Origin of the sequence: Streptomyces sp. NPDC046716, assembly GCF_040645755.1 — a bacterium.
Taxonomy (GTDB): Bacteria; Actinomycetota; Actinomycetes; order Streptomycetales; family Streptomycetaceae; genus Streptomyces.
The window spans coordinates 35,926-52,208 of the sequence record NZ_JBEYYU010000008.1 but is presented as its reverse complement, the minus strand read 5'-3'; the positions used below and the strand labels follow the sequence as shown (position 1 = coordinate 52,208).

General features: G+C 72.7%; 13 protein-coding genes. 9 read left to right on the top strand and 4 right to left on the bottom strand.

Translation table 11 applies throughout. From position 1 onward, the window contains the following. Nucleotides 1-3: 3 nt before the first annotated feature. Nucleotides 4-2,394: a ThuA domain-containing protein gene (locus ABZ930_RS08575; RefSeq protein WP_361543962.1), complete on the bottom strand. Its 2,391-nt coding sequence runs from the start codon at nt 2,392-2,394 to the stop codon at nt 4-6. Between the two features lie 380 nt (nt 2,395-2,774). On the opposite strand from ABZ930_RS08575, the gene ABZ930_RS08570 reads away from it, so the two are divergent. Then, nucleotides 2,775-3,722: a multicopper oxidase domain-containing protein gene (locus ABZ930_RS08570; RefSeq protein WP_361543959.1), complete on the top strand. Its 948-nt coding sequence runs from the start codon at nt 2,775-2,777 to the stop codon at nt 3,720-3,722. Nucleotides 3,723-3,791: 69 nt separating this feature from the next. On the opposite strand, the gene ABZ930_RS08565 is transcribed toward ABZ930_RS08570, so the two are convergent. Both ABZ930_RS08565 and ABZ930_RS08560 read right to left on the bottom strand, forming a co-directional pair. Next, the gene (locus tag ABZ930_RS08565; protein WP_361543611.1) at nt 3,792-5,417 is read right to left on the bottom strand and encodes an amidohydrolase; all 1,626 of its coding nucleotides are present in this window, start codon (nt 5,415-5,417) and stop codon (nt 3,792-3,794) included. Between the two features lie 143 nt (nt 5,418-5,560). Continuing rightward, nucleotides 5,561-6,193, bottom strand: coding sequence for a TetR family transcriptional regulator C-terminal domain-containing protein (locus ABZ930_RS08560; protein ID WP_361543608.1), 633 nt, complete (start codon nt 6,191-6,193; stop codon nt 5,561-5,563). A gap of 81 nt (nt 6,194-6,274) precedes the next feature. Between ABZ930_RS08560 and ABZ930_RS08555 the strand changes: the two genes are divergently transcribed. Continuing rightward, a complete protein-coding gene (locus ABZ930_RS08555) occupies nt 6,275-7,720 on the top strand; it encodes a cytosine permease (protein ID WP_361543605.1) in 1,446 nt (481 codons plus the stop codon). 24 nt (nt 7,721-7,744) lie between these two features. On the opposite strand, the gene ABZ930_RS08550 is transcribed toward ABZ930_RS08555, so the two are convergent. Beyond that, a complete protein-coding gene (locus tag ABZ930_RS08550; protein WP_361543602.1) occupies nt 7,745-8,512 on the bottom strand; it encodes an IclR family transcriptional regulator in 768 nt (255 codons plus the stop codon). A 469-nt stretch (nt 8,513-8,981) separates the two neighbouring features. Here ABZ930_RS08550 and ABZ930_RS08545 point away from each other — a divergent pair, with 469 nt between their 5' ends. The 7 genes from ABZ930_RS08545 to ABZ930_RS08515 all read left to right on the top strand — a co-directional run bounded on the left by ABZ930_RS08545 (nt 8,982) and on the right by ABZ930_RS08515 (nt 16,283). Next, a complete protein-coding gene (locus ABZ930_RS08545; protein WP_361543599.1) occupies nt 8,982-9,998 on the top strand; it encodes an ABC transporter substrate-binding protein in 1,017 nt (338 codons plus the stop codon). Between the two features lie 11 nt (nt 9,999-10,009). Beyond that, nucleotides 10,010-11,032 carry an NrtA/SsuA/CpmA family ABC transporter substrate-binding protein gene (locus tag ABZ930_RS08540; RefSeq protein ID WP_361543597.1) on the top strand — a complete coding sequence of 341 codons (1,023 nt, stop codon included), beginning with the start codon at nt 10,010-10,012 and terminating at the stop codon, nt 11,030-11,032. Further along, entirely contained in the window at nt 11,029-11,889 is an 861-nt protein-coding gene (locus ABZ930_RS08535; protein WP_361543594.1) for an ABC transporter permease subunit, read from the top strand. Before ABZ930_RS08540 ends, ABZ930_RS08535 begins: the two co-directional genes overlap by 4 nt. Further along, a complete protein-coding gene (locus ABZ930_RS08530; protein WP_361543591.1) occupies nt 11,886-12,620 on the top strand; it encodes an ABC transporter ATP-binding protein in 735 nt (244 codons plus the stop codon). Before ABZ930_RS08535 ends, ABZ930_RS08530 begins: the two co-directional genes overlap by 4 nt. Continuing rightward, entirely contained in the window at nt 12,617-13,495 is an 879-nt protein-coding gene (locus ABZ930_RS08525) for an ABC transporter substrate-binding protein (protein ID WP_361543588.1), read from the top strand. The genes ABZ930_RS08530 and ABZ930_RS08525 overlap by 4 nt, the downstream gene beginning before the upstream one ends. Beyond that, nucleotides 13,492-14,583 carry an LLM class flavin-dependent oxidoreductase gene (locus tag ABZ930_RS08520; RefSeq protein WP_361543585.1) on the top strand — a complete coding sequence of 364 codons (1,092 nt, stop codon included), beginning with the start codon at nt 13,492-13,494 and terminating at the stop codon, nt 14,581-14,583. Before ABZ930_RS08525 ends, ABZ930_RS08520 begins: the two co-directional genes overlap by 4 nt. Before the next feature lie 113 nt (nt 14,584-14,696). Then, the gene (locus ABZ930_RS08515) at nt 14,697-16,283 is read left to right on the top strand and encodes a GMC family oxidoreductase N-terminal domain-containing protein (RefSeq protein WP_361543582.1); all 1,587 of its coding nucleotides are present in this window, start codon (nt 14,697-14,699) and stop codon (nt 16,281-16,283) included.

The following is a 16,283-nucleotide window of genomic DNA, read 5'->3' as shown; positions in this document are numbered from 1 at the left end:
GGGTCAGCCCTTCCTGGCCAGCTGATCGGCCGCCGGAGTCGGCTCGCCACCGGTGTACGTGACCTTCCACAGCGCCGACTTGGAGTCGGAGGTGAAGAAGCCGCGCCCGTAGTCGAGGACGTACAGCGCACCGTCGGGACCGAACTTCCAGTCCATGAGGTTCTTGATGCCGTCGTTCCCGACCGGGACGATCTTCTTGAGCGTCTCGGAGTGGACCGGGAGTCCGCCGTCGCCCTGGGTGGCCGGATCCATCACGACCGCGTTGCGCGGCTGGTCGGAGTCGTAGAAGTCACCGACGAACCACTTGCCGTCCCAGTAGCCCGGCCACTTGTCCGCGTTCGGGATCGACGCGTCGTACCGGTACACCGGTCCGTCCATGGCCGCCTGGCCGCCGCCCTTCAGCCACGGCAGCAGATAGGTGGCCTCGTCCTTCTTGTAGGACGGGACGCCGTTCGCGTCGCGCGGGTAGTCCGGGGCGCCGCCCTGCGGCGAGTACCAGATGTTGTTCCCGGTGACCGGCGGCAGATTGACGAGACCGTCGTTGTTCGGCGACTCGTTCTTCGGGTGGTCGCAGTCGTACCAGCCCAGCGGCTTGCTCGGGTCCGGCAGATTGCGGTCGCGGTAGGGCTGCTTGTTGCCCATGCAGTACGGCCAGCCGCGGTTCGACGCCTTGGTGATGACGGCGAACGTGTCGTACTTCGCCGGACCCCAGGTCGTCGAGGGCTCACCGGCGTCCGGTCCGACCCAGCCCGCGTAGAGCGTGTCGGTCTTCCGGTCGATCGAGATGCGCGCCGGGTTGCGGACGCCCATCACATAGATCTCGCCGCGCGTCTTGCCGCCGCCCTCTGCCGTCTCCTTGCCGGTGAAGAGGTTGCCCTCCGGCAGGGTGTACGTGCCGTCGGCCTCCGGGTGGATGCGCAGGATCTTGCCGTTGAGGTTGTTGGTGTTGCCCGCGGTGCGGCGGGCGTCGGCGAACGAGACGCCCTTGTAGTTCGGCTCCGGGTTGTTGCCCGAGTAACCGTCGCTGAACTGCGAGGAGTTGTTGTCGCCGGTCGCGACGTACAGGTTCCCCTTCGAGTCCCAGGCCATCCCGCCACCGGCGTGGCAGCAACTGTGCACCTGAACCGGCCACTTGAGCAGCACCTTCTCGCTGCTCAGGTCCAGCTTGTTCGTGGCCCGGTCGAGCGTGAAGCGGGAGACCCGCCGCTCGGCGATCTGCTTGTCCCGGTCGAGCTGCGAGTGCGGCGTGTAGTGCAGGTACACCCACCCGTTCTGCTCGAACTTCGGATCCAGCTCGATGCCGAGCAGCCCCTCCTCGACCTTGACGAGCTCGTCGCCGCCGCCCTTGTTGCCGAAGACGGTCAACTCCCCGGCGAGAGTGACCTTCTTGGTCTTCGGGTCGTAGACGTGGATCTGCCCCTTGCCCTTGCCGACGTCGGGGTCGTTCCAGTCCGTGACGACCGGCTGCGAGGAGTCCGCGCCGCCGCGCCCGATGTAGAGGATCCGCCCGTCGGGCGCGCTCACCAGGCCGTGCGGCTCGCCGATCTGGTCGTTCTGCCCGGGCTGATTGGCCTGGGTCAGCCGCTCGGCCTTGTAGTTGCCGTTGATCGTCGCCTTGCAGTCGGCGCGCACGAGCCGCGTCGTCCACAGCAGCGCGCCGCGCAGATGGTCGCGGAAGTCCGCCTCGTCGTAGGAGGAGGCGGTCCCGCCCATGCCGGTGTAGAAGGACCGGCCGCCGTCGTAGTCACGGCACCAACTCACCGGATGGTCACCGCCGTTGGCGCTGTCACCCGGCTTGTAGGTCGACTCGCGCACCCGCGCGACCGTGTGCACGTCGCCGGACGGGTTCTTGACCCAGTTCAGCCACTGGTCGGGCCGCTTCCACTGCGTCGGCAGATCCTTCGTCGCCGGGTGCTGCCGGTCGCCGACCTCGACGGTGGCCCGCTGCACGCCGGTCGGCGACGAGGCGGCGGGCCGGGCGCCCACGAGTCCCGTGAACCAGTCGGAGTACGGCTCGGCGCGCGCCGCGTCGTGGACGCCGACGAAACCGCCGCCGGCCTCCATGTACGTCTCGAGCCCGGCCTCCTGGTCGGGGTCGAGGACGTCCCCGCCGCCGGTCAGGAACACCACGGAGTTGAAGCGCCCCATCTTGGTGCCGTTCGTGAAGACGGAGGCGTCGTCGGTCGCGGTGACGGTGAACCGCTGTCCGGCCGGCCCCGACTGGCCGATCTTCTCGATCGCCTCGATGCCCGCGTTCACCACGGGCGACTCGTCGCCGCCCGCCGCGGACCCGTAGAACAGCAGGACCCGGACGGTGGCACCGCCGGGCGGCGACTTGACGGACATCGTTGTCACGGGCCCGGCCGGGTCCGGTTGCGCGCTCGCGTTCGGCATGCCCAGGAGTCCCGCGGCGAGCGCTCCGGCCGCGACACCTCCGGCCACGATCCGGGCACGTCTGCGCCTGCTCGCTCTGAACTCTCGTACGGGCAACGGCTTTTGATGCGGTAGATGCCGCATGTGTTCACTCGCCCCTCGTCGGACACAGCAACAGCGCGGTGAAAACTAGACCTCTTTTCATGGCGCGCCAATAGGTATGACCGCAATGGCACGAACTTTGTCCTGAGTGTGGATAAACGAAGATCACCTGGCTACGGTGATCGGCGCGATGCTCTGTGTGACGTGAAGACCGGTACGAGGCTGGGGAGTTGGCCGTGACGGAACACGAAGAGGCGAACCGGGCGAGCGAGGGCGACCGTCGTGCGCTCAGTCGCCGCATGCTGATCGGCGGCGCGGTGGCCGCGACGGCCGGGGTGACATCGTTGTCCATCGGGGCCTCCGCGCCTCCCGCGGCCGGCGCCGACACCCCGCCGCGCACCGCGCCGGCGGGCGGTGAGGTCAGACGGATCAAGATGTACGCGGAGAAGCTCGCGGACGGGCAGCTCGGCTACGGCTTCGAGAAGGGCAAGGCGTCGGTCCCCGGCCCGCTGATCGAGCTGAACGAGGGCGACACGCTGCACATCGAGTTCGAGAACCTCACGGACGTCGACGCGAGCCTGCACGTCCACGGCATGGACTACGAGATCTCCAGCGACGGTACGCGGATGAACCGCAGCCATGTCGAGCCCGGCGGCACCCGCACCTACACCTGGCGCACCCACGCGCCGGGCCGCCGCAAGGACGGCACCTGGCGCCCCGGCACCGCGGGCTACTGGCACTACCACGACCACGTCGTGGGCACCGACCACGGCACCGGCGGCATCAAGAAGGGCCTTTACGGCCCGGTGATCGTGCGCCGCAAGGGCGACCTGCTGCCGGACCCCGGCAAGACGTTCACCATCGTCTTCAACGACATGACGATCAACAACAAGGGCATGCACGACGCCCCCACCTTCGAGGCCACGGTGGGCGACCGGGTCGAGATCGTGATGATCACGCACGGCGAGTACTACCACACGTTCCACATGCACGGTCACCGCTGGGCGGACAACCGCACCGGCATGCTCACCGGCCCCGACGACCCCACCCAGGTCCTCGACAACAAGATCTGCGGCCCGGCCGACTCGTTCGGGTTCCAGATCGTCGCGGGGGAGGGGGTGGGCGCCGGGGCGTGGATGTACCACTGCCATGTCCAGAGTCACTCGGACATGGGGATGGCGGGGCTGTTCCTGGTGAAGAAGGCGGACGGCTCGATCCCGCCCTACGACGACCCCCACCACATGTAGGCCCAGGGGCGCGGGGAACCGCGCGACAAGCCACGACGCACCCGCACCCGACCGAGGCCGGGCGTGCCCCTAGAGGTCGGCGGCCCGATGGGTCACACGGCCGCCGACCACGGTCAACCGCACCGGAACATCGGCCAGTTCGGTGGCGTCGACGGCCACCGGATCCCCGCCGAACACCGAAAGATCCCCTCGCGCCCCGACCCCGAGCCGCCCGGCAACCCCCTCCTCGCCCGAGGCGTACGCCGGGGCGACCGTCATCGCGCGCAGCGCCTCCATCCCGGTCAGCGCCTGCTCCGGGCCGTGCGGCGGCAGGCTCAGGTCGCGGCTCGGGCGCCGGTGGCGGGCGCCCGCCAGGACGCCGAGCGGCGGGTAGGGGGCGATGGGCCAGTCCGAGCCGAGGACGACCCGCGCCCCGGCGTCCAGCAGGTCGCGGCAGCGCCACGCCCGCCCGGCCCGGTCCGCGCCGAGCCGCCGCGACCAGTTGTCGGTGTGGTCGGCGCGGGTGAAGTCGCAGCAGTGGGTGGGCTGCATGGAGGCCACGACGTCCAGCTCGGCGAAGCGGCGCACCGTGTCGTCGGGCACGGTCTCGATGTGCTCGACCCGGTGGCGTACGGATCCGGGGGCCCCGGCCCGTGCCTTCGCCACGGAGTCGAGCACGTGCCGGACCGCCGCGTCGCCGATCGCGTGCGTGGCCGTCGGCACGCCGGCGCGGTGCAGCTCGCCGACGACCTGCGTGTACGCCGCCGGGTCCGGCCAGAACGCGTGCGTCGACTCGCCGTGGCAGTCGGGCCGCTCCAGCCAGGCGGTGCCGTTGTCGATGGTGCCGTCCATGAACAGCTTCACTCCGGCGACCTGCCACAACCGGCCGCCGGTGCCCTGGAGTTCGACGAGCGCGCGCAGTGCGTCGGCGTCGGCGCCCGGCTGGCACCAGGGGGCGACGCGCAGCCGCACCGGGAGCTCGCCCGCCTCGTCGAGCTCCCGGTACAGCTCGAGGCTGTCGCCGTTCGCGTCCATCGCGTGCCCGCCGGTCAGGCCCGCCGCGGCCATCGCGCGCAGCGCCGCCGCGAGCCGGTCGCGGCGCTCGGCGCGGGTCGGCTGCGGCGCGGCCCGCTCGACGAGCTCGCAGGCGGCGTCCTCCAGGAGCAGACCGGTGGGCCGGCCGCTCTCGTCGCAGACCACCTCGGCGGCCTGGTCGAAGGTGCGCGGGCCGTCGACGCCCGCGAGTTCCAGCGCGCGCGGGCTCGCCAGCATCGAGTGGGCGTCGAAGAGGAGGATCAGCGCGGGGACGTCGTCGAGCACGGGGGACAGCGCGGCGGACTCGACCGGGCGGTCGCCGAAGACGTTCGGGTCCAGGCCCCAGGCGTGCAGCCACGCCCCGGGCGCCAGGGTCCTCCGGTGCCGGGCCAGTGCCTCGCGTACGTCGCTCAGGCCGGTGCAGGCGGAGAGGTCGAGGCCGTGGGTGAGTTCGGCGCCGTGGGCGGGGTGGATGTGGCCGTCGACCAGGCCCGGGGTGACGGTCGCGCCCTGGAGGTCGAGCACCGTGGTGGCCGGGCCGGCCAGCGCGCGGATCTCCTGGTCGGTGCCGAGTGCCGCGATGCGGCCGTCCTCCGCCACGGCCAGCGCCGTGGCGGGGAGGACGCCGGCGGACGCCGGGTCCAGGAGGTGGGCGTTGAGCAGGGCGAGTCGGGGGTGCATGGGGCTCCGCGGGTTGTTTCGGGTGCGGGTGGTGTGTGGCTGGGCGCGCAGTTCCCCGCGCCCCTTCGCCCATGGGGGTGGTGGGTTGTTCGTTGTCGGCGGGTGCGAGTCGTGTGTGGTTGCTCGCGCAGTTCCCCGCGCCCTTAAAGGGGCGCCAACGCCCCCGGTGCCAGGGACAGTTCGCGTTCCGCCGTGGTGATGGCCATGCGGGCCACCGCCGGCGGGACGTCGTCCGGCGTCAGGGTGCCGTCCGCGCTCAGGCCGTCCAGGACGACCAGGATCTGGAGGGCGACGATCAGCGGGTCGGGGGTGCGGAACTCGCCGTGTTCGACGCCGTCCGTGATCAGGCCGGTGAGGCGGGCCCGCCAGGCGGCCTCCTGCTCGGCGACAGCGGTCCGCAGGGCCGGGCGGTAGCGGCTGAGGTGGCGGGCGTTGATCCACAGGGCGCTGATGTCGTCCCACGCCGGATCGCCCGCCGTGCGCGCCAGGAATCGGGCCAGATGCCCCGTCGGGGTGCCGTCGGGCCGCTCCGCCGGGATGAGCGTGTCCAGCTCCGCCGTCGCCGCCGTGCCGAACGCCTCCGCGACCAGTTCCTCCGCCGAGGGGAAGTAGTGGCTCACGAGCCCCGGCCGGACGTCGAGCTCCTCGCCGATGCGGCGCAGCGTGATGCCCTCCAGACCTTCGGAAAGCGCAATTGTGGCGGCCGACGCAACGATTTCCGCACGTCTGGCGGCCGGTGACTTTCGAATTCGCTTGCGCTCAACGCTTGACGACATGCCCGGCACGTTATTGAGTGTGCGACCAATAAGCAAGCAGGCGGGTCGGTCCAGCACCGCTCAGCACCCTCGGAGGGCTCGATGGCGTCCACACTTCCCGACCCGTCCCCACGCACCGGCCGGGCCGCCACCGCCCCGCCGGACGACAACCGGGCCGGCCGGATCGAGGCCCACGGCATCGACGTGATCCCGGACGCGGACCGGCGCGGGAAGGCGAGCGAACTGTTCGCGGTGTGGGCCGCGACGGGCGTGAACTATCTGAGCCTGGTCGTCGGCGGCTCGCTGGTCCTGATGGGCCTCGCCCTCTGGCAGGCCATCGCCGTCCTCGTCGTGGGCAGCCTGTTCTCGGTCCTCACCGGTCTGCTCGCGATCCCCGGCCCGGCCGCGGGCGCGCCCAGCGAAGTCGTCACCCGCGCGCTCTTCGGCGTCATCGGCAACCGCGTGAACAACGCGATCACCGGCTGGCTGATCTCCGTCTGCTACTTCGCGCTCAACCTGTCCGCCGCGGCCGTCGCCGCCTTCTCGCTCGTCGCGCGGACCGGGATCACGGTGAACACCCCGGTCAAGGTCGTCGTGATCGTCGTCATCGCCGCGCTCACGCTGGTCATCAGCGTCTACGGCCACGCCACCATCGTGAAGCTGTACCTCCCGATCACGCTCGTCCTCGCGGCGGTCTTCGCCGTGGTCGCCGTCTTCGTCGTACGGCACGCGGAGTTCGGCTACGTCCCCCAACACCCGCTCAGCGGCGCCGGATTGTGGGCGGCGGTCCTCGCCGGGGTCACGATGGTCGCCTCGGCCCCGCTCTCGTACACCACCAGCGCGGACTTCTCCCGCTATCTGCCGCGCACGACGCCCAGGCGGGCGATCATCGGCTGGACCGCCCTCGGCAACTTCGTCTCCGGCCTCCTCGCCAGCCTCATCGGCATACTCGCCGCGACCGCCGTCGACATGACCGACCCGCAGTCGGCCCTGGAGTCGATCCTGCCCGGCTGGTTCACGCCCCTGTTCCTGCTCGCCCTCGTCCTCGGCACCATCGCCGTCAACGCCCTCACCGCCTACAGCGCGGGCCTCGCCCTCCAGGCCGTGGGACTCACCATCCGCCGCCAGGTCAGCGTGCTGTTCGACGGCACGGTCGCGATCGCGCTCACCCTGTACGGCCTGCTGATCTCCAACTTCCTCGACACGGTGAACAACGTCCTGCAACTGACGGTCGTCCTGCTCGGCCCGTCCGTCGCCGTCTACGCCACCGACATCGTCCTGCGCCGCAACCGCTACGACGGCCCGGCGCTGTGCGACGAACGGCCCGGCAGCCCGTTCTGGTACCGCGGCGGCGTCAACTGGGCAGGAGCTTTCTCCCTGTTGACGGGCGCGGGCGCGGCCGCGCTCTGTGTGAGCACCCTCTACACCGGCCCGATCGCCGCCGCGCTCGACGGCGTGGACCTCGCGCTGCCGGTCGGCATGGTCGTGTCCTGCGCGTGCTACTGGCTGACGATGCGCCGCTCCCTGGCCGCGATCGCCCGCGGCTGACCCCGGGCCCCGCACCGCGGCTCCTCACGCGCCGCGCTCGCCGGGCGGCAGCAGCAGCACCTCCAAGGCCCGCGCGCAGGACCGGGCCCGTTCCAGGAACCACGGGATGCGGCGGTCGGGCAGCAGCTCAGGCGTCGCCCGCACCGCGAGCGCGAACCGGGCGTGCGCCGCGTGGTCCAGGACCGGCACCGCGAGAGTGCGCACCCCGTGCGCGGACTCACCGTCGTTGAGGGCGTGGCCGCTCTGCCGTACGTGCGTCAACTCCCGCTCCAGTGCGGCGCGTTCGACGATGGTGCGGTCGGTGAAGGCGTGCAGCGGCGGCAGCGTGCCGAGATCGCCGTCGCCCGGGCGCGGCCACGCGAGCAGGACCTTCCCCAGCGCCGTCGAGTGCAGCGGACGGCGCAGCCCCACCTTCGGGGTGACCGAGCCGCCCGCCACGATCACCGCGTACGGGCCGCTGCGCAGCGCGAGGTCGGCCGTGGCGCCGGTGCGCTCGGCCAGGTCGGCGAGTTCCGGCGCGGCCAGGTGCAGGCCCCGCTGGTGGTACGAGAGCCGGCCCAGCTCGGTCACCGCCGGACCGAGCCGGTAGCGGGCCGTGCGGAAGTCCTGCTCCAGGAAGCCCGCCGCGAGCAGCGTGCGGGCGAGCCGGTGCGCCGTGGAGCCGGACAGCTCCAGCCGCCGGGCCAGATCGGAGGCGCTCAGATCCGGCCCGTTGTCGTGGAAGCAGTGCAGCAGGTCCAGGGCGCGGCGCACGGCCTGGGAGCCGGAGGGCGGGCGGAGGTCATCGGTCACGGTGGTCCCGGGGGAGGGGAGGGAGTGCGGGGGACGACAGGAAACGTCCCACATCACGGCACCGCCGAGCAGCCCCGACCCCCAGGCGCAACAGCGCGTTCACACCCGCTCCCACATGGTGGGACGTCGCTTGCCGCCCGGTCGCGGCTCGTGCGAGTCTGCGGCCACACCGCACCGACCGTGCCTGTTCCGGACATCCGGGGAAGGGAGCCGCGCCATGCACCGCCACCACCGCGTCGCGCCCGCCGCCCGCCCGCTCCCGGTCCCGGCCGCCTTCACGCTGCGCCGCCACATCGATCTGGCCCGCGTGACCAGCGCCTCCTGTCGCCGCGCCTGACGCACTGACGCGCCGCCGCGCATCGTTCTCTCCACGCTCTCCGCGGCACCTGCCCGCTCTCCCGCTGCCGCCCGTGGGCCGTCGCCCGCCCGCGCACCGCCCTGCCCCGAACCCTGACACCCGGGACCCGCCATGCCCTCGCACGCCCCGACCCGCACCACCCCCGACACCCTCTGGTTCACCCGCTGTCCCGTGCCCACGGCCACCGGCATCGCCGCCGACCGCCGCTGGCTCGCCGACGAGTTCGCCGCCGACGGCATCGCCGTACGGTCGCTGCAGGACGCCGCGCCCGACGTCGACCGGCAGACCCACTACACGCACGCCCTGCCAGGACTCTTCCGCGAAGGCGGCAACGTACCCGCGCTGTGGGCCCGTTCGCGGGGCCAGGAGACCCGGCTCATCGGGCTGACCTGGATCGAGGAGCGCCAGGCCGTCCTCGTCGCCCCGGACAGCGCGGTGCGCGCCGCCGCCGACCTGCGCGGCCTGCGCCTCGCCGTGCCCCGGCACACCGTCGCCATCGACTTCTGGCGGGCCATGGCGCTGCGCGGCTTCGAGGGCGCCCTCGCCTCCGCCGGACTCACCCCGGACGACGCCCGCCTCGTCGACGTACCCGCCGACGGACATGAAGGACAGTGGGCCGCCGAGCTGGCCGCGCTGCGCCGCGGCGACGTCGACGCCGTCTACGTCAAGGGGGCGCTCGCCGTCGAGGCGGCCCGCCGCGCCGGAGCCCGCGTCGCCGTCGAACTCGACGAGCTGCCCGACCGGACGCACCGCGTCAACAACGGCACCCCCCGCCCCATCACCGTCCACCAGCGGCTCCTCGACGACCGGCCCGACCTCGTCGACCGGTTCCTCGCCGTGCTGCTGCGCGCCGCCGACTGGGCCGCCGGACACCCCGGCGACGTGGCCCGCATCCTCGGCGCCGAGACCGGCGCCGGAGCCGAGGGCGTCGCGGGCGCCTACCGCCCCGGCACCCACCGCACCCTCCACCCCGACCTCTCCGCCGACCGCCTCGGCCTGCTCGCCCGCCAGGAGGAGGCCCTGCGCGCGCACGGCTTCCTGCCCGACCCCGTCGACGTGCACCAGTGGGCCGACCCCGAGCCGCTGCGCCGGGCCCGCCTGCTGCCGACCACCCCCGAAGGACCGTGAGGACGCCCGCCATGCGCATACCGAACCCCGCCCTCCGCGCCATCCGTGTCTCCGCCGCGCTGACGGCCCTCGCCGCGGTCGCCGCCCTCGCCACCGGCTGCGGCACCTCCCAGGCCGACGCCGGAGGCGGCGACGACAAGCAGGTCACCATCCGCATCCCCGACCCCGGCAACGCGGGCGTCCTCGCCGTCGGCAAGAAGGACGGCAGCCTCGACAAGGCGCTCGCCAAGGTGCACGCGAAGGCCGAGTGGACCGGCAGCGCGGGCCCCTTCGCCCCCGCCGCCCAGGCGATGAACGCCGATCAGCTCGACATCGCCACCGGCTCCATCACCTCCGGCATCACCTCCCTCGCCCAGACCCCCGGCTTCAGCTTCTTCACCGCGACCGCGCCCGACGGCGCCGGCGAGGGCATCCTCGCCAAGAAGGGGTCCGGCATCGACTCCGTCGAGGACCTCGTCGGCAAGAAGGTCGCCGTCAACCAGGGCGGCACCGGCGAGTACCTCCTCCTCAAGGCACTCGCCGACCACCACATCCCCGCCTCGAAGGTCGAACGGGTCTATCTGCGCCCCGACCAGACGGCCGCCGTCTTCAACAGCGGCAAGGTCGACGCCTGGGCCGTCTGGTCGACGTACTCGGTAGCCGAACTCGGCACCGGGAAGGCCGAGTTCATCGCGACCGGCAAGGAGATCGGCTCCGACAACTACAGCCTCACCGCCGTCCGCACCGCCTTCGCCGACAAGCACCCCGAGGTCGTCCGCGCCCTCTACGCCTACCTCCACGCCGCCAGCGCCAAGGAGAAGGCGGACCCGGCCGCGTACCTGAACGTGAACACCGACGCGGGACCCCAGGCCCTCAGCGGCGCCGCGAAGCGGACCCAGATCCGCATCACCCGGCAGGGCGGCACCGTCGAACCCATCACGGACGCCGACATCGAACGGTTCGAGGCCGTCGCCCGCTTCTACGCCGACCAGAAGGTCACCCGCAAGACGGTGGACGTCGCCGCGCACCTCCTCGACGTGGAGAAGCTGTCATGACCGCCGCCGTCACGGAGACGAAGCCGGCGCAGACGGCGCGCCCCACCTCCCTCGTCACGCCCCGCCCGCCGCGCGACCGGCCCCGCCGCCGCGGCTACGCCCTCACCGTCCGCGCCCTCGGCCCGCTCCTCCTGCTCGCCGTCTGGTGGCTCGCCTCCGCCACCGGACTGCTCACCAGGGACGTCCTCGCCTCACCGGCCGAAGTGCTGGACGCCGTCGGCGAGTTGTGGGGCAACGGGCAGCTGCCCGACGCCCTCGCCACCTCCCTCACCCGCTCCGGCATCGGCCTCGTCCTCGGCCTGGCCGCCGGCCTCACCCTCGGTGTCGTCACCGGCTTCACCCGCCTCGGCGACGAACTCCTCGACTCCTCCCTCCAGACCCTGCGCACCATCCCCTTCCTCTCCCTCGTCCCCCTGTTCATGGTCTGGTTCGGCATCAACGAGACCGCCAAGATCCTCCTCATCGCCGTCGCCACCACCTTCCCCATGTACGTCTCCACGTACGGCGGCGTCCGCAACGCCGACCGCAAGCTGGTCGAGGCGATGCGCAGCTTCGGCATGGGACGCCTCGCCCTCGTCCGCGAGGTCGTCCTGCCCGGCGCGCTGCCGTCGCTGCTCGCGGGGCTGCGCCTGTCCATGACGCTCAGCGTGATCGCCCTGATCGCCGCCGAGGAGATCAACGCCACCGCCGGAATCGGGTACTTGATGGCGCAGGCGCAGAGCTACGCCCGCACCGACATCCTCGCCGTCTGCATCCTCGTCTACGGCCTGCTCGGCCTCACCGCCGACGCCCTCGTCCGCCTCCTCGAACGCGTCCTCATGCCCTGGCGGCGCGCCGCACAGGGAGCCGCCCGATGACGACCCCCACCACCGAGACGGCCGTACGCATCGCAGGACTGCGCCGCACCTTCGGCGACCGGAACGTCCTCGACGGACTCCACCTCGACATCGGGCGAGGCGAGTTCGTGGCACTCCTCGGCGCGAGCGGCAGCGGCAAGACCACCCTGCTGCGCATCCTGGGCGCGCTCGACGCCGCCGACGACGGCGAGGTGCTCGTGCCCCGGGCCCGTACCGTCGTCTTCCAGGAACCCCGGCTCGTCCCGTCCAAGAAGGTCCTCGCCAACGTCACCGTCGCCCTGCCGCGCGGCCGCGCCACCCATGACCGGGCCCGCACCGCCCTCGCCGAGGTCGGCCTGGAGCGGCACGCGGACGCCTGGCCCGGCACCCTCTCCGGCGGCGAGGCCCAGCGCGTCGCCCTGGCCCGCGCCCTGGTCCGCGAGCCCGAACTGCTGCTCCTGGACGAGCCGTTCGCCGCGCTCGACGCCCTCACCCGCCTCAGGATGCAGGACCTCGTCGGCGAACTCCGCCGCGTCCACCGGCCCGCCGTCCTCCTCGTCACCCACGATGTCGACGAGGCCGTACGCCTCGCCGACCGAGTCTGCGTCCTGCGCGACGGCCGCCTCGTCACCGACGAGCCCGTCCCCGTCGACCACCCCCGCGACCCGGGCGACCCCGCCTTCGCGGCCCTGCGCCGCCGCCTCCTCGCCGACCTCGGCGTCCACACCTCCCCCTTGGAGAAGACCGCATGACCATCACCATCGGCGTCCACGACAGCAACCCGAGCCTCTACCACCTCTCCCGCCTCGACTACGCCCAGCAGGAACTGGCCGCCGTCGGCGAGAGCGCCGTCTTCCACCCGTACACCAACGGGGTGCGCACCGGCGCCCTCCTCACCGACGGCACCATCGACTTCGGCGGCACCGGCTCCACCCCGCCCGTCACCGCACAGGCCGCAGGACACGACATCGTCTACGCGGCCGTCTCCGCACCCCGCCCCGACCACGGCGCGCTCCTCGTCGCCGAGGACGGCCCCGTGCGCACCGTCACCGACCTCAAGGGCACCACCGTGCACCTCGCGATCGGCTCCTGGCAGACCCACCTGATCGCCAAGGCCCTGGACGACGCCGGACTCTCGTACGCCACCGACATCACGGCCGTCCGCTCCGACGACGGCAGCGCCGCGCTCCTGCGCTCCGGCGGGATCGCCGCCTGGGTCGCCCAGGGGCCGCAGCTCGTCGCCGCCCTGCGCGAGGGCGGGGTCCGGGTGCTGCTGCGCACCGGCGACGTCATCTCCGACCGCTCCGTCTTCTTCACCCGCCGCGACCTCGCCGAACAACGGCCCGAGGTCGTCGCCGCCCTCGTACGGGCACTCCAGCGCGCCGACGACTGGGCGAAGGCGCACCCGCGCGAGGCCGCCGAGATCGCCGCCGAGCACCAGGGCGGCACGGCGGACGACTGGGAGACGGCACTGAAGGCGCTGCCCTGGCGCATCGAGGAGGTCACCGACGCGTTCCTCGCCGAACAGCAGCAGGCCGCCGACATCTTCGTCCGCACCGGATTCGTCGAACGGCCGGTCCGGGTCGCCGACGCCGTCGCCCGTACGGCCGGGGCGGAGCGGGCATGAGCACCATCGCCCCGCCGGAGGTCCTCTGGTACATCATCCCCCGCGAGGGCGCCTACCCCTGGGAGCCCGCGGGCCGCCGCCCCGTCGACCTCGGCTACCTCCAGCAGCTCGCCGGAACCGTCGAACGGCTCGGCTACACCGGCGCGTTGCTCGCCACCGACCTGTACGACGTGTGGCCGCTCGGCAGCGCGCTGGCCGCCTCCACGAGCACGGCCTTCCAGCCGCTGCTCGCCGTCCACCCCGGCCTGATCTCGCCGACCCTCCTCGCCAAGATGGCGCTCAGCTTCGACACGCTCTTCGGCGGCCGGCTCCGCTTCAACGTCGTCAACGGCTCCACCGCCTCCCTCCAGGAGTACGGGCTCCACGTCGAGCACGACGAACGCTACGAGCTGAGCGCCGAATACTGGTCGATCGTCAAACGCCTCACGGCCGGAGAGGTCTTCGACCACAAGGGCCGCTTCTACGACCTCAAGAACGCGGGCGCCTCCTTCCGCGACCTCGAGCCGGTGCAGGCCCCGCACGTACCGCTGTGGTTCGGCGGATCCTCCGCGCCCGGCATCGAGATGGCCGCCGAGCACGTCGACGTCTACCTGACCTGGGGCGAACCCCCGCACCTGCTGAAGGAGAAGCTCGACCGGGTCCGCGAGCGGGCCGCCGCCCACGGCCGCACCCTGCGCTTCGGCCTGCGGCTGCACCTCATCGTCCGGGACACCGAGGACGCGGCGTGGGCCGCCGCCGACCGCCTCCTCGACGTCACGAGCGAGGCGACGTACGCCCGTCAGCTCGGCGACCGCGCGGGCGAGGACGGCGTCGGCTGGCAGCGCCAGTTCCGCGAGCACGGCGGCCGGGTCCCGGCCCGGGCCCGCGAGCTGGAGACCCATCCGAACCTGTGGCCCGGCATGAGCCTGTTCCGCCCCGGCCCGGGCACCGCCGTCGTCGGCTCCACGTCCCAAGTCGTCGACAGACTCCAGGAGTTCAGGGACCTGGGCGTCGACACCTTCATCCTCTCCGGAAACCCCCTGCTCGAAGAGGCCTACCGGGTCGCCGAGACCGTGCTGCCCGCACTGGGGGTGGTCGCGCGGCGCTGAGGCCGAAAGCACGACCGGCTGTGTACGGTCGGCACCGGCTCGGTGTAAACCATCGGTAACACCTGTACGCGACATCCGTCCGTGGCGGGCAACACCGTATCGAGGGAGCCGAGTTGAGCAAGGACCGTACGTACGACTACGTCATCGTCGGGGCCGGGTCGGCCGGGTGTGTGCTCGCGGGGCGGCTCAGCGAGGATCCCTCCGTCAGGGTCGCCCTCGTCGAATCGGGGCCCCGCGACCGCAAGACGGAGATCCGGATACCGGCCGCGTTCCCGAAGCTGTTCAAGACGCCGTTCGACTGGGACTTCGCCACCGCCAAGCAGGCCGGCCTGGACGACCGCGAGCTGTACTGGCCGCGCGGCCACACCCTCGGAGGGTCCTCCTCCATCAACGGGATGATGTGGGTGCGCGGCCACCGCGCCGACTACGACGCGTGGGGCGAGGCGGCGGGGGAGGAGTGGGCGTACGACGCGATCGAACCGTACTTCCGGCGGGCCGAGCGGTGGGCGGGGGAGCGCCCCGCGCAGTCCGTGTACGGCACCGAGGGGCCGCTGCACATCTCGCCGCAGCGCTCCCCGAACCCCACCACGGCCGCGTTCCTGAACGCCTGCCGCGCCCAAGGGCTGCGCGAGCTGGGGGAGTTGAACGAGCCCGACCACGCGGGCTTCGGCATGACGCCGGTCAATCAGCACCGTGGTCGGCGCTGGAGCGCCGCCGACGGCTACCTCAAGCCCGCCGCGCGCCGCCCCAACCTCGACGTCTACACCGACGCCCGCGTCACCCGGCTCGACTTCGACGGCACCCGCGCCGCCGGGGTCGTGGCCGAGGGCATCCCCGCGGGCACCCTGCGCGCCACCCGTGAGGTCATCCTCAGCGCCGGCGCCATCGGCTCACCGCACCTGCTCCAGCAGGCCGGGATCGGCGACCCCGAGACACTGACCGCCGCGGGCATCGAGACCTTCGTCGCCGCGCCCGGCGTCGGCCGCCACCTCCAGGACCACCTCGCCTTCGCGGTCACCGTCCGCTGCCCACGCCCGGTCTCGCTCACCGGCGCCGACACCCCCGCCAACCTCGCCCGCTTCCTGCTCGGCGGCCGCGGCCCGCTCACCTCGAACGTCGGCGAGGCCATCGCCTTCGTCCCCTCCCGGCCCGAACTCGCCGCGCCGGACGTCGAGTTGCTGTTCGCTCCGGTGCCCTTCGTGAACCACGGGCTCACCCCGCCCACCGAACACGGCCTCACCATCGGCGTGATCCTGCTCCAGCCGCACAGCGAGGGCCGCATCACCCCGACGGGACCGGGCGGCGGGCCCGCCATCGACCCGCAGTACCTGGCCGCGGACGAGGACCTGCGCGCCCTCGTCGCGGGGGTGCGGCGCGCCGAGGAACTGCTCGCCGATCCCGCGCTGAGCCCGCTGCACACCTCGCCGATGGGCGGCTACCCCGGCGTCGTCGACGACGAGGCCCTCGCCCGGGCGATCCGGGCCGGTGCCGAGACCCTGTACCACCCGGTCGGCACCTGCCGCATGGGCACGGACGAGGACGCGGTCACCGACCCGCGGCTGCGGGTGCGCGGCATCGAGGCGCTGCGTGTCGTCGACGCCTCCGTCATGCCGCACATCACCCGCGGCCACACGCACGCGCCCACGGTCGCCCTCGCGGAGAAGGCGGTGGACCTGATCCGCGAGGACGCCCGTGCCTGA